A 14,259-nucleotide genomic window follows, 5' to 3' on the forward strand; every position below is an offset into this window, starting at 1 on the left:
ATTTTAGTTATTTATGATATTACATAAAACAAAAAACCCTTTAAAACGTACATTTTAAAGGGTTTTGGTAAAATTTATATTTTACTTGGCGGAGAGTGAGGGATTCGAACCCCCGGACCTGTTACAGTCAACAGTTTTCAAGACTGCCGCAATCGACCACTCTGCCAACTCTCCAGAAACGATTATCTCGTTTTCAGTGGTGCAAATATAGAACCTTTTTAAATTCTGACAAAATTATTTTTTTAGATTTTTCTACATTTTTTATAACGCATTAATTTTCAACATCAAAAATTAATTGCTTGCTGCCTGAAAACCTAATATCACTGCTATAATTCCTAAGATTATGCTCAATAAAACATAAGAAATAAGCACGATATAATTTTGATTTTGTAATAAAGAATAGTTTTCTGCTGCAAAAGTAGAAAACGTGGTAAAACCTCCACAAAAACCTGTAATCAATAGAAATTTAAGGGAATTATCTACTTTGATAAAATAAGACGAAAAAAGACCTATTAAAAAACAGCCTATAAGGTTTACCAAGAATGTTCCGAGAGGAAAACTCCCAATAGAAAGGAATTTGGAAGTGTAAAACGATACCAAATACCGCATTACACTCCCTAATCCGCCTCCTAAAAATATGTAAACTAAGGTTTTCAAAGAATTATTCTAATTCTGATAAATAACGTTCAGCATCTATGGCTGCCATACAACCAGAACCTGCTGCTGTAATCGCTTGTCTGTAGATGTGGTCTTGTACATCTCCTGCTGCAAAAACGCCTGGTAAATTGGTTTTAGAAGATTTACCTTCGGTGATGATGTAACCGTTTTCATCTAAAGTGATTTGACCCGCAAAAACATCAGTATTCGGTTTATGACCAATCGCGATAAAAATACCATGAACGTCTATTTTAGAAGTTTCTTGCGTTTGGTTATTGATGACCACTGCTCTTTCTACTAAGCTATTTTCGCCTTCGATAGCGATTAATTCGTGATTGAATTTCACTTCAATGTTTGGCGTATTGTTTACCTTGTGAATCATTGCTTTAGAAGCTCTGAAATGGTCTTTTCTCACCAACATGGTTACTTTGTTACACAATTTAGAAAGATAAGTCGCCTCTTCTGCTGCAGTATCTCCTGCTCCTACTACGATTACGTCTTTGCCTCTGTAGAAAAATCCGTCACAAGTAGCACAAGCAGAAACCCCACCTCCAGAATATTTTTTCTCATCTTCTAGACCTAAATATTTTGCAGTAGCTCCTGTAGAAATAATCACTGTTTTTGCTAAAATTTCTTTTTCGCCTGCCCAAAGTTTATGAACACCTCCTACTTCTTTAGAAAATTCTACTTTCGTTATCATTTCATAGTGTACTTTGGTTTCAAATCTTTCGGCTTGTTTTTGCAAATCCATCATCATTTCAGGACCTGTAATTCCGTTTGGATAACCTGGGAAGTTTTCTACTTCGGTGGTAGTCGTCAACTGACCTCCTGGCTCTAAACCAGTGTATAATTCAGGTTTTAAATCTGCTCTGGCTGCATATATAGCAGCAGTATAACCAGATGGTCCAGAACCTACAATCACGCAATCTAATATATTATTTTCCATAGAATATAAGGGTTGTTATTTTTTTGAGTTGCAAATTTCGTGAATTTCATTGTTTTCCTGATAATTCTCTCATGAATTTTTTCAATGAAAGCAATTTTTGATTTGATTTTCCAATTTTGAAAATTTTTATATGATGAAAAGTTGAACTTAATGTTTCAATGGTCTTTTCTTAATCATTCCACCTTTAGTATCTTTTACCGTGTGCATCACCACGAATGCGGTAGGCGCAATTTTCTCTAATTCCGTGGTCAGTTTGCTTACTTCTAAACGAGTAATAACCGTAAAAATAATATCGCTATCTTCTTTCATTCCTCGTTTTCCAAAACCTTTTTTACCATTATAAACGGTAACTCCTCTTCCTAATTTATTGTAAATCATTTCTTTAATTTCTTCACATTTTGAAGAAACGATGGTTACCCCAATGTATTCTTCAATCCCCTCTACAATAAAATCCAACGTTTTAGAAGCCGATAAATACGTAATCATGGAATACAAAGCGATTTCTACGCCTAAAAAGTACGCTGCAGCAGAGAAAATCATTACATTGATGATGATAATTACATCTCCGATAGTCGTCCCTAATTTTTTACTTAAATATAATGCTAAAACTTCAGTTCCGTCAATTACAGCACCTCCTCTAATGGACAAACCGATTCCTGCTCCTAAAAAGAAACCACCAAATACCGCCACTAAAATATTATCATTGGTTACATTTGGGAAGTCTACATTGGCCAAAACCAAAGCCAAACCGCCAATTGCAAGCGCTGTTTTTACCGCAAAATTGATTCCCACGGTTTTGTGCCCCATAATAATGAAAGGCAAGTTGATGAGAGGAATTAAGTAATAAATCGGAATTTCTGTCAACGCAGAAACCAACAACGAAATCCCTGTTGCACCACCATCAATAAATTTATTGGTCAAAAGAAATCCTTTGAAACCAAAACCTGCAGAAAATACACCAATGGTGATGAGTAAAAAATTTTTGAATTCGTTTCTTAGGGAAACCAAAATATTATTTTTGGTTTTAATGACTTTGTACCGACTGGTATCTGCTTCGCCTTGTAAACGAAGAATGAGTAAAATAATGTGTTTCCAGATATTTTTAATCATTTTTAGCTTTTGATTTTATCAATGTTTACAATTTTGTAGACCATTTCTTTTAAAAGTTCGCCATCTTCCATATTTACCGCGCCTAGACCTTTTGATTTTAAATCAATTTCTCTCAAAACAGAGATAACTCTGGTTGCAAATTTCAACGGATAATTTCTGGCCGCTTCTGCATAATCTTTCACAAAATAAGGATTCACACCCAATGCTGATGCAATAAGACTTTGGCCTTGATTCGCTACGGTATGATACATCACTACATTGCTGAAAAAATTATAGAGATTTCCTATGGTCATGACAATAGGATTGGTTTTGGGATTTTTTCCCATGTAATACGCAATTTTGAAGGCTTGATTGCTATCTTTTTTTCCGAGTGCTTTTTGCAACTCAAAAACATTAAATTCCTTAGAAATCCCAATGTGCGTTTCTACGAGTTTACCGTCTAGAACTTCTCCTTCTTTCAGCACCAATTTCATTTTATTGAGCTCATTCGAAATTCTGGAAAGGTCATTCCCTAAATAATCTGCCAATAGCTGAGCAATTCCTGGCGCTAGTTTTATTTGAAGGTTCCTAGATTCGTCTTCTATCCATTTCGCCAAGTTATAATCTTTTACAGGTTCGCTGTGAAAGAGCATATGTGCTTTGTCCAGAACTTTGAACACTTTTTTTCGGCTGTCTACTTTTTTATGCTTGTGTGCAAAGACCAGAATGGTAGATTCCACAGGATTTGTGGCGTAGTTTTCTAAAATTCTAGATTCGTCTTCATTTAATTTTAAGTCTTGTGCTTCTTTTACGATGATGAGTTGCTTGTCTCCCATCATAGGATACTGTCTAGAAAGTGCCAAAATATCATTATAATTGGTATCTTTGCCATAGACTACCGTTTGGTTAAAAGCTTTTTCGTCTTCTGTAAGCACATCATTTTCTAATGCTTTTACAGCTGCGTCTATAAAAAAAGCTTCTTCGCCATGGAAAAAGTAGATGGGTAAAAATTCCCTATTTTTAATATGTTTGAAAATCTGTTCTAATTCTTTCATCTGAATGCAGCTGCCGAAATTAAATTTTAAAGAAGATTTTGTTTTTGATATCAAGCGAGACAAAGATACGTTTTTTATTTATGATATGGTAAGGAAATCTTGGTTGGTTCTCACTCCTGAAGAGTGGGTAAGACAGCATTTCGTACACTATTTCACTCAAATAAAAAAGTATGCAAAATCTGCATTAATTCTCGAAAAAAAACTAGAATTAAACGGAACGATTAAGAGGATAGACCTCTTGATTACCGAAAAAACAGCACCTAAAATTTTGGTAGAACTCAAAGCACCGCAGATTACCCTTACCGAACAAACTTTTGAACAAATTGCCCGATACAATTCAATAATTGGTGCTGAAAAAATTATTTTGAGCAATGGTTTACAGCATATTGCTGCGAGATTTGAAAATGGAAACTATCATTTCGAAAAAGTAGAATTATAAATAAGAAAAACATGAATATCAAAAATATCATCTTTGATTTTGGCGGTGTGGTTATGGATTGGGACCCGCGTTATTTTTTCAGAGATTATTTCAATGACGACGAAAAAATGGAATATTTCTTGGGAAATATTGCCACCAATGAATGGAATGCAGAACAAGACCGAGGCAGAAGTGTAGCCGAAGCCAATGCTTTGCTCATTTCTAAGCACCCAGAATGGGAAAAAGAGATATTGGCGTATTATGAAAACTGGCACATCATGTTGCGTTCAGACATACCCGAAAACGTAAGTGTTTTGCAAAGATTAAAAGGAAAATATGAACTTTTCGGGCTTACGAATTGGTCGGCAGAATTTTTTCCTTACGCTTTATCTAATTATGAATTCTTCAATGTTTTTGAAGGAAAAATCGTGGTTTCTGGTGAAGAAAAACTTATCAAACCAAACCCTAAAATTTGGGAAGTTCTCCTCGACCGTTATCAAATAAAAGCCGATGAATCTGTTTTTATTGACGATAATTTCCACAACATCGAAACGGCAAAAAGTTTAGATTTCATAACAGTTCATGTGAATGAAAACATGAATTTAGAAACCGAACTTAAAAATTTAGGTTTAGATTTTTAAATTCATCAAAAACATATTCCATCAAAAAAGTCACATCGTGATGATGTGACTTTCTATCTTTTATTTCAAAAATTTTACAAGAAAATTTTGGTTTCTTCTTTTACCGTACAGAGTACGATGCTGCTGTGATAATCTCCTATGTGTGGATAATTGGTAAATGTTTTTTCTACAAAATCATTGTATTCTTTGATGTTTTTGGTCACAATTTTAATCATGTAATCATACACACCAGAAACGCTTACTACTTCTACAATTTCAGGACATTTGTTGAGTTTTTCCTCAAAATCTCTCAAGATTTCCACTGATTTATTTTTGATGGTTACATTGCAATACGCCACCAACTCGTACCCTACTTTTTCTCTATCTACTATGGCTACATATTTCTTGATGATTCCATTGTTTTTGAGAGACTTTACTCTTTCGTAAGTGGGTGTGAAAGATAAACCAATTCTTTCTGCTAAATCTTTGATGGCAATCGTGTTATCTTCTTGCAGAATATTGAGGATTTTGTAATCTAACTTATCGAGTGACTTCATAAATTTTATCTAAAAACGAAGTCAAAAATAAGAATTATTTTTAAAATATCCTGTATTTTGGAAGTTTGACCATAAAAAAAATCTACAAAAGGAGTTGTTGGTTGTTGGTTGATGGAATATAGATGATGGATGAATTTAAGATCTCTTGAGGGATTCTAAAAATCGAATTACTTTGCTGTTGAAAACATGTGGAGCATCTACATTGACTACGTGACCGCAGTTTTCTATCACCAATAAACTCGATGATTTTTCGTGGTTTTTTACCACTTCTTTTACCGAAGGCAAAAACATATAATCCTCTTCTCCCATCACATAAAAAGTGGGAATATTGAGTTCCTTTTGTCTGAACCAACGCAAAACTGGATTAATTTCTGTCGTCAATTTAAACCACTTGATGAATTCTTTTTGGTATAATTTCTTTGCTTCATTGATAAAGAGATTTCGCGAAGACTTATGGTTTTTCTTCGGCATAATAATGAAAGCAAAAAGACGATACAAAACCAAATATGGTAAAATATATTTAAAAACATTGCCGATTTTCATTAAAATCTGTGAGCGGAAATTCATTTTCAGAATAGCTCCTCCCATCACCATAGATTTTACTCTTTCTGGTCGCATTTCTGCCAACTGACGAATCACAATAGAACCTAAAGAAATCCCCACAAAATGAGAACTTTTGATTTTAAGATGGTCTATAACTTCTAAAATATCATGTGCAATGGATTGAAAGGTGTATTTCTTAGCCTTTAATTTATTAGAGCTGCCATGTCCTCGTAAATCGAGCAATAAGACATTGAATTTCTTCTGAAACTCACGGATTTGTTTGAACCAAATGGTAGAGCTTCCTCCAGCTCCATGCACAAAGGTCACCCATTCTGCACTTTCAGAATTTTGATAAATAGTATATGAAATCAAATTTTAAACTTTTTTACAAAAATATAATATTATGCAATCAATAGAATTAATTTTTTGTGAATTTTTATATCTTTTATCAATAAAAAAACTTTCTCAAAATTATTTCTCTTTTCTATAAAGCGTAGTTTTGAATACTTTATCCTTCTCTATTCACCAAATCCATAGAAAAAGCAGGCAAACAGATGGCTAAATATTCAAAATTATTTTCCCCTTCCCTAAAGGGTGTAATTTTGAATACTTTATTCTTCTCTATTTACCAAATCCATGGAAAAAGCAGGCAAACAGATGGCTAAATATTCAAAATCATTTTCCCCTTCCCTAAAGGGTGTAATTTTGAATACTTTATTCTTCTCTATTCACCAAATCCATGGAAAAAGCAGGCAAACAAATGGCTAAATATTCACATTCTTCTTCGAAAGGGTTGCTGTAACGAATTCTTGCCCCTTTTTGGATTAAAATGCTTTGTCCAGCTTCTAAAACTAATGTTTCCCCATCTATTTCAAACTGTTTTTTTCCTCTCATAATGATGGTAAATTCATCAAATTCTGGCGTTTGATGCGGTTCGCTCCAATGTGGTGGCGCAATCATGTGTGCAATAGAAATTTCTGAATTCCCTGTAGAATTTCCCCAATGTTCTTGAATTAATTTACCATCTGTAGTAGGCACTACAAAAGGATTTTTTTGAATTTTATATTTCTTTTCCATAAAATTATTATTAAAAAAACCTTTATCAAAATTAAAGATAAAGGTTTGAATTTTATATTACTTTGCAGTCAATTTTTTGTGTTTGTAATAAGCACCTAGACCTAATGCCGTCATTACTCCAACACTGATATACACCCAAGCAGGAACAGGAATAGGATCTCCTGCTGCATAAGAATGCAATCCTGAAAGGTAATAATTTACTCCAAAATAGGTCATTACCATACTACAGAATGCAAACATGGTCATTAAGTGGAAGGCATATCTTCCTCTCAAACCTGGAACTAATCTCATGTGTAGTACAAATGCGTACACAATGATAGAAATGAATGCCCAAGTTTCTTTCGGGTCCCAGCTCCAGTATCTACCCCAAGATTCATTCGCCCAAATTCCCCCTAAGAAATTCCCAACAGTTAAGGCAAATAAACCAATGGTTAGGGACATTTCTGAAACGATGGTTAATTCTTTTATCGTAGAATGGTCATGTTTATCAAATGTATTTTTACTTGAAATAATATAGAAAAACAATGAAATTACTGCAATAATCATTGACAAAGCGAAGAAACCATAACTGCTGGTAATAATCGCTACGTGAATAATTAACCAATACGACTTCAACACTGGTACTAAAGGTGTGATTTGCGGGTCTAATTGAGAACCACCATGCGCAAATCCCATCATGATTACCGCTACCATAAATCCTGCAGCTGGAATGAGTGCATTGGCATTTCTGTACAGCATTAAACCTGCTGAAATTCCCACCCAAGAAATAAATACAATCGCTTCGTAACCATTACTCCAAGGAGCGTGACCAGAAATATACCATCTTGCAATTAACCCTAAGAAGTGAAGGAAATATCCTACTACTCCGATGTAAATGATAGATTTGATTACTTTGTGTAATATTTTGTTCGGTTTGAATAGCTCTATAAACCCTAAAACGATTAATAAACCTCCAATGATGGTATAGAAAATCAATAACCAGAAGTTTAGATTTGCTTTATTCATGAAGACTTCAAGACTCACTTTACTCTCATCTGGAAGTACATTTTTACCCCAAGTTTTTTGATATTCTTGAATTTTGGTTAGCGCTTCATCTGCTTTTGTCCAATCTCCGTTTCTAGAAGCATCTACTACGCTGATGAAATAAGGCGCAATCACATTTTGTGCTTGAGCATCTGCTTTTTGTTCTGCATCTAGCCAAGAGTTCCAAGTATGATTAGGGTCGTTTTGAATAGGAACAACTCTAAAATATTGTCCAGAAAGCAATCCGTAGAAAACTTGTACTCTTTCGTTTACAGAAATAACTTCTTTATCATAATTGCTTTGTTCTGCAGGTTTTTTTCTAAAAGCCGTATTGAAATCTTCTTCTAAAATGAATTTCGGCATTCCCATCGCATCGGTTACGAAAAGATTCATCATAGAAGTATAGCCATCTTCGTTGGCTTTGGTTTTTTTCTTTAATTCTTCGCCACCTTTTGTTCCGATTTTGATGATTTTATCATTCATCCAAGCCATCGGATTGATGTTTATCGACAAGAACCACTGGTTCGCATTGAGCTCTCCCCATTTTTCTTTTTTGGCTAATTTTCTCAAAACATCTAACGCTTGAGTATTCATCGGTTCAATTCTTCCGTCAAAACCTTGCACGAGAAGATACCCGAATTTATCGGCATGTTCTTTAGAAATTTCAGCGTGAACCATTTGTTGAGGCACACTTTGCGGTTGAGCAGTTGGCGCAGCTTCAGCATGTACTTCTCCTTCTTTATGTTGATGCTCTTGAGCATTTAACCCCACCATTGAGAACAATAAAAGGAAAATCGCTACTTTCTTTTTCGCCATATCTTTTAGAGATTGGTTCAGTTTCCAGAAGTGTGTTCCTTTCCAGAAAAGTGCTACAAACAATCCTAAAAATAAGAATGCATAGCCAATATATGTTACCAAAGTTCCCCAGAAATCGTGATTTACAGACAGTACGGTTCCTTGTCTGTCTGGATCAAAACTCGCCTGGAAGAATCTATAACCTTTGTAATTTAAAACGTGATTCATATAAATTTTATAAGGCGTTTGTTTGCCTTCGTCTACAATTTGTACGTGTGATTCATACGCAGATGGAGAATCACTACCTGGGTAAGTTTCCATCACGAAATCATCTAATTTCAAAGCAAATGGAGTTTGATATACTTTCGGACCAAAACCTAGAATGATATTTAATCCGTCAATTGTCATTTGTTTAAATGCGTTAGGATTTCCCTTTTCTACTGACAAATCGATGGTTTGTTCTGTTTTTGGACCTTTTACCAAAACTTTTAACATGTCAGGAACATTTTGGTCTCTTTTTTTATCTCCAGAATAGGCAATTAGGTTTCCTTTTTTCAATGGTTCCGGAACTACCAATTTTAAATTTTCGATGGTATAAAGACTTCTTAAAACCAATGGCTGGAATTCATCTTTCTTGGTCACACCAGTTGCTTGAGTTGCCATGGTCATGTAATTGGCTTCTACAGGCGTTTTTATGAATAGATTTCCGTTTTCTTGTTTGAATTCTACTGCTCCTTCTATTCCTTTATTGAAAGAAACTAAGAATCCATTGATGCTTTTTACCTCACCAGAACCCAAATAAATATCTTCTCTTCCATTATCATTGGTTGAAACCAAATGAAGATATTCTTTACCTGAATCGCTGACAACTAAACTGTCTTTTTTTCTCTGAATATATTCCAACTGTTCTACTTGAACAAGTTCACCATGGAAATCATACTTTGCCTTAAATCTGTGAGGAATAATTTTCGCAATGAGTGGTTCTTGAGAAGCCATCATATAAGGAATTTCGGCATAGCTTAAACGGTCGCCACCTCTTTCGATTTGAATTTTAAAGAAATTTTTATCGGTAATGATTTCATTAGAAGTTTCTCCTTCTCTGATGTGCATTTGCCCTTCGTAACTGATGTAACGGGTGATTGCACCCCCAATAAAAATAAAGACAAAAGCCAAGTGAAACACCAATAACGGCCATTTTTCTCTTCTCCAAAGTCTGTATCTATTAATATTACCAATAAAGTTAATAATAAGTAAAATCATTACTACTTCGAACCATTTTGCTTCATAGATTAAAGCTTTGGCAGTAGGTGTTCCGTAATCGTTTTCTACAAAAGTGGCATAAGCCATTGCAAAAGCATAAACGAACAATAAAACAGCCATTGTTCTCGTAGAAATCAGAATATTAATCAGTTTTTTCATTATAGATTTTTAAACTGCACAAAAATACATTCTATAAATTGAATTAGCGAATTTTGATAGTTGGATTTTATCTATAACTGTGTTAAAATTTTATAAAATTTTGCTTTTTTTTAACTTCTTTGGTTCATTGAATCATTTGATTTCTCTGTATAAAAATTCAATCTCATAAAAGACGAATCCTCATTTTGCATTTGAAGACCTCAAAATCAGAAAATTAAATGCTATTTCTAGTTAAAAAGTTACTATTTTTAGAATTAAAAACGATTTCAAATGTTTTCATTTTTCATATAAAATATTACCTTTGCGTGTTATCACATTATGGCAAAATTAGCATCTAACAATAGACAAGAGGTAGAAGAAAGCAAGACGCTCTCTAAACCCAGAATTTTTTTCGGACTTTTATTTTTGTTTTTATCGGTAGTGTTTGCACTATCTTTCGCATCTTATTTACTGAATTGGAAGGCTAACCAAAGTCAGACCGGTGCAATGTTGGATAAAAGTATTAAATCTTCTAATATTTTTGGAAAAGTGGGAGATTGGCTCGGGAATATTTTTATTTTCGACAGTATCGGGATTGCTGCTTTCATTGTGGCTTTTTTGATGATGGTTTTAGGTTTCCAAATCTTGAAGAAAAACTATTTTAAAATCTGGAAAACCCTTTCTCACTCTCTCTTTTTTCTTTGTTGGCTTCCTATTCTTATGGGTGCCATCACCAAAGGAAACGGAACATTAAGTGGTGTTTTCGGAAATGAAATTCAAGAATATTTGGCTTCTATTATTGGTGATTTCGGATTGTGGATGACGCTTTTAGCGGCGATTATCCTGTATTTTGTTTTAGAATTTAATCTAAGACCGAGTTCAATAAAAAATCAAATAGACTCTATTAAAGATAAATTTGCCCCAGATTATGATGCCGATGAAGATTTCGAAGCAGACAAAGAACTGAAAGAAGAACCTCCTTTTGAAAATCTAAAAGTCACTTCGGAAGTTGAAGTTCCAAAAACAGAAACTTTTGAAACTATTAAAACACCTCATCAGACAGGCTTGGAAGTTCCTAAGACAGATGTTTCGAGGACTTCGTCCGCAGAACCTTCTTCTGTGCTCAACATGACAAAGGAAAAAGATTTAGAGCCTACAGGTTTTAGTTTTCAAAAAGAAGAAAAGCCTGCAGACAATATTGCTTTCAGCATTGAAGAAGTGAAAGAAGATTTAGACGATTCTGAAAGAAAAGCTAAGGATTTGGTAGACAAACACGGTTTGTATGACCATAAATTGGATTTGGCGAATTTCCAAATGCCAAAAATTGAACTTTTAAGAGAATATGGCAACGAAGAAATCGCCATCAATAAAGACGAACTCGAAGAAAATAAAAATAAAATCGTTGGCTTACTGAAAAACTTCAACGTAGGCATTGCAGAAATTAAAGCAACCATTGGTCCTACTGTTACGCTTTACGAAATCGTTCCAGAAGCGGGAATCAGAGTAGCGGCGATCAAAAAATTACAAGATGACATCGCCTTGAATTTATCTGCTCTAGGCATTAGAATTATCGCACCAATGCCAGGAAAGGGAACAATAGGAATAGAAGTTCCACGCAAAAATCCTTCGATGGTTTCTATGCGAAGTGTTATTTCTTCACCGAAATTCCAAAATGCAGATATGGATTTGCCAGTAGTTTTCGGGAAAACGATTTCTAATGAAGTTTTCGTGGCAGATTTAGCCAAAATGCCTCACTTATTGATGGCGGGAGCAACTGGACAAGGAAAATCTGTTGGGATTAACGCCATTCTTACTTCCCTACTTTACAAAAAACATCCATCAGAATTAAAATTTGTAATGGTAGACCCTAAAAAAGTAGAACTTTCATTGTATTCTAAAATTGAAAGACATTATTTGGCTAAACTTCCAGATGGCGAAGACGCTATTATTACAGATACGCATAAAGTGATTAACACGCTGAACTCTCTTTGTATAGAAATGGATACGCGTTATGATTTGCTGAAAAATGCTTTTTGTAAAAATATTAAGGAATACAATAAGAAATTCACGGAGCGTAAACTCAATCCAGAAAACGGTCACCGTTACATGCCTTACATCGTACTTGTGGTAGACGAATTTGCAGACCTTATCATGACGGCAGGGAAAGAAGTAGAACTCCCAATTGCCAGATTAGCCCAATTAGCAAGAGCAGTAGGAATTCACTTGATTGTAGCGACTCAAAGACCATCTGTAAACGTCATTACTGGTATGATTAAAGCGAATTTCCCAGCAAGAGCAGCGTTTAGAGTAATTTCTTCGGTAGATTCTAGAACGATTTTAGATTCTACTGGTGCAGAGCAATTGATAGGAAAAGGTGATATGCTGTATTTCAACGGAAATGACTTATTGAGATTGCAATGTGCATTTGTAGATACTCCAGAAGTGGAGAAAATTGCAGAATACATTGGCGAACAAAAAGGTTACGCTTCTGCATTTATGTTGCCGGAATATTCAGGGGAAGAAACCACTTCTACGGTGGGAAGTTTTGATCCTAATGAAAAAGACCAACTCTTCGAAGAAGCGGCGAGAATTATTGTTTCTACACAACAAGGTTCTACTTCTATGCTTCAGAGACAATTAAAATTGGGCTATAACAGAGCTGGTAGAATTATGGACCAATTAGAAGCTGCAGGAATTGTAGGTGGTTTCAATGGTGCTAAAGCAAGAGAAGTCATGATTTCTGATTTAAATTCTTTGGAAAGTTTCTTGGAAGAATTGAGGAAGTAATAAATACTCATGGAAAATTTAAGTTCTCAAATTAAACTTCATTTTGAAGAGAAAAATTTTTGTAAAATTTTTCGAGGAGATTTTGAAACCATAAGTGGATTCATTGTAGCGTATTCTAAAGAATTTTTAATTATTCAAGAAAGTGATGATTTCAATATTTTAGGATATGTGATTTTTCCAATATCAACAATTGAGAAAATAAGAAGAAATAATTCTGACAAATATTATCATAAAATATTACAAGGTGAAAATCTTCTTGAAAAGGTGAATTTAAAACATAAAATAAATCTTAATAATTGGGAAACATTATTTAAATCAATAAAAAAAACTGATTTAAATGTTATCATCGAAAATGAAGACATAGATGATAAGACATTTGATATTGGACCAATAATTAAAGTCAACAAAAGTTCAGTTTATATCCATTACTTTGACTCAAAAGGTTTTTTGAGTGATGAAGAAACCCAAATTAAATGGAATCAAATAACATTGGTTCGTTTTGATGACAGATACATAAATATATTTAGCAAGTATCTTAGAAAACGAAAAAATTAAAACGTTAAGAAAATTTAAGATTTCTTGGCTCGCTTTTTGAAATCTACACCAAGAATCATTAAAAATAAAAACATGAAATATTTTAACAAGATTATATTAGCAAGTGCTTTGGTTGGAAGTTTTACATTTTCGTTCGCGCAAAAAGTAGATGCTAAAGCCAAAACTATTTTAGAAACCGTTTCTAAAAATTATAAAGCGAAGAAAAATACCTATTTCAAATTTTCTTACGGAACGGGAACGGGAAAAGTGAGCAAAACCGAAACTGGTATCTTCTACTCTACTCCTACTCAATATAAACTGAATATCATGGGAAATGAGCAGATTTTTGACGGAAAAAAAGTGTACAACATTTCTAAAGAAGACCAAGAAGTGACAATTGCTCAACCAAATGGTTCAGAAAAAGCACTTTCACCTATCAATTACCTTGATGAATACAAAACAGGCTACACCGTAACCTATGCAGGAAAAAGTGGCGGTCTAGACCTCATCAAAATGGTTCCTGTAAAAGATAATGGAGTAAAAAGTGTGGTTTTGTATATCAATACTCCTAAAAAGCAGATTGCTAAAATTGTACAGACTTCATCAGGCAATGATTTGGCCGTGATTACCGTAAATCAATACAAAGAAAACCAAAGTTTAAGTACTTCTACTTTTAGCTTTGACAAAACCAAGTACAAGAATTACCTGATTACAGAATTATAACGTTAATCCTTCTCAAAATGAGAAGGATTTTTCTATG

The 14,259-nt window shown here is 34.0% G+C and carries 13 protein-coding genes and 1 tRNA gene; 5 read left to right on the forward strand and 9 right to left on the reverse strand.

The window, feature by feature from the left end; all coding sequences use genetic code 11:
• Positions 1-86 precede the first annotated feature (86 nt).
• The 5 genes from KKQ76_RS05980 to holA form a co-directional block, all read right to left on the reverse strand.
• Positions 87-174: transfer RNA gene (locus KKQ76_RS05980), tRNA-Ser, on the reverse strand.
• Between the two features lie 117 nt (positions 175-291).
• Positions 292-657, reverse strand: coding sequence for a fluoride efflux transporter CrcB (gene crcB / locus KKQ76_RS05985; RefSeq protein ID WP_069796471.1), 366 nt, complete (start codon positions 655-657; stop codon positions 292-294).
• Between the two features lie 4 nt (positions 658-661).
• A complete protein-coding gene (gene trxB, locus KKQ76_RS05990; protein ID WP_069796472.1) occupies positions 662-1,603 on the reverse strand; it encodes a thioredoxin-disulfide reductase in 942 nt (313 codons plus the stop codon).
• Between the two features lie 147 nt (positions 1,604-1,750).
• Complete coding sequence (locus KKQ76_RS05995; protein WP_213196255.1) at positions 1,751-2,713, reverse strand: YitT family protein; 963 nt, start codon at positions 2,711-2,713, stop codon at positions 1,751-1,753.
• A 2-nt stretch (positions 2,714-2,715) separates the two neighbouring features.
• A complete protein-coding gene (gene holA / locus KKQ76_RS06000; RefSeq protein WP_213196256.1) occupies positions 2,716-3,747 on the reverse strand; it encodes a DNA polymerase III subunit delta in 1,032 nt (343 codons plus the stop codon).
• Between the two features lie 4 nt (positions 3,748-3,751).
• Between holA and KKQ76_RS06005 the strand changes: the two genes are divergently transcribed.
• Together KKQ76_RS06005 and KKQ76_RS06010 are read left to right on the forward strand one after the other, a co-directional pair.
• On the forward strand, positions 3,752-4,186 hold the full coding sequence (locus tag KKQ76_RS06005) for a type I restriction enzyme HsdR N-terminal domain-containing protein (protein WP_213196257.1): 435 nt from the start codon (positions 3,752-3,754) through the stop codon (positions 4,184-4,186).
• Positions 4,187-4,197: 11 nt separating this feature from the next.
• Positions 4,198-4,806: an HAD family hydrolase gene (locus tag KKQ76_RS06010; RefSeq protein ID WP_213196258.1), complete on the forward strand. Its 609-nt coding sequence runs from the start codon at positions 4,198-4,200 to the stop codon at positions 4,804-4,806.
• A gap of 74 nt (positions 4,807-4,880) precedes the next feature.
• Here KKQ76_RS06010 and KKQ76_RS06015 read toward each other — a convergent pair whose 3' ends face one another.
• The 4 genes from KKQ76_RS06015 to ccsB form a co-directional block, all read right to left on the reverse strand.
• Entirely contained in the window at positions 4,881-5,342 is a 462-nt protein-coding gene (locus KKQ76_RS06015) for an Lrp/AsnC family transcriptional regulator (protein ID WP_069796477.1), read from the reverse strand.
• A 135-nt stretch (positions 5,343-5,477) separates the two neighbouring features.
• Positions 5,478-6,257, reverse strand: a complete 780-nt coding sequence (locus KKQ76_RS06020) for an alpha/beta fold hydrolase (RefSeq protein ID WP_213196259.1) — start codon at positions 6,255-6,257, stop codon at positions 5,478-5,480.
• Between the two features lie 342 nt (positions 6,258-6,599).
• Positions 6,600-6,962, reverse strand: coding sequence for a cupin domain-containing protein (locus KKQ76_RS06025; protein ID WP_213196260.1), 363 nt, complete (start codon positions 6,960-6,962; stop codon positions 6,600-6,602).
• 57 nt (positions 6,963-7,019) lie between these two features.
• Positions 7,020-10,199: a c-type cytochrome biogenesis protein CcsB gene (gene ccsB, locus KKQ76_RS06030; RefSeq protein ID WP_213196261.1), complete on the reverse strand. Its 3,180-nt coding sequence runs from the start codon at positions 10,197-10,199 to the stop codon at positions 7,020-7,022.
• 318 nt (positions 10,200-10,517) lie between these two features.
• On the opposite strand from ccsB, the gene KKQ76_RS06035 reads away from it, so the two are divergent.
• The 3 genes from KKQ76_RS06035 (at position 10,518) to KKQ76_RS06045 (ending at position 14,222) form a co-directional block, all read left to right on the forward strand.
• On the forward strand, positions 10,518-12,965 hold the full coding sequence (locus KKQ76_RS06035; protein ID WP_213196262.1) for an FtsK/SpoIIIE family DNA translocase: 2,448 nt from the start codon (positions 10,518-10,520) through the stop codon (positions 12,963-12,965).
• Between the two features lie 9 nt (positions 12,966-12,974).
• Positions 12,975-13,520 (forward strand): hypothetical protein, encoded by a 546-nt coding sequence (locus KKQ76_RS06040; RefSeq protein ID WP_213196263.1) that lies wholly within the window; start codon positions 12,975-12,977, stop codon positions 13,518-13,520.
• A gap of 72 nt (positions 13,521-13,592) precedes the next feature.
• Positions 13,593-14,222: a LolA family protein gene (locus tag KKQ76_RS06045; protein WP_213196264.1), complete on the forward strand. Its 630-nt coding sequence runs from the start codon at positions 13,593-13,595 to the stop codon at positions 14,220-14,222.
• Positions 14,223-14,259 lie beyond the last annotated feature (37 nt).

Source organism: Cloacibacterium caeni (assembly GCF_907163105.1).
GTDB classification, from domain to species: Bacteria; Bacteroidota; Bacteroidia; order Flavobacteriales; family Weeksellaceae; genus Cloacibacterium; species Cloacibacterium caeni_A.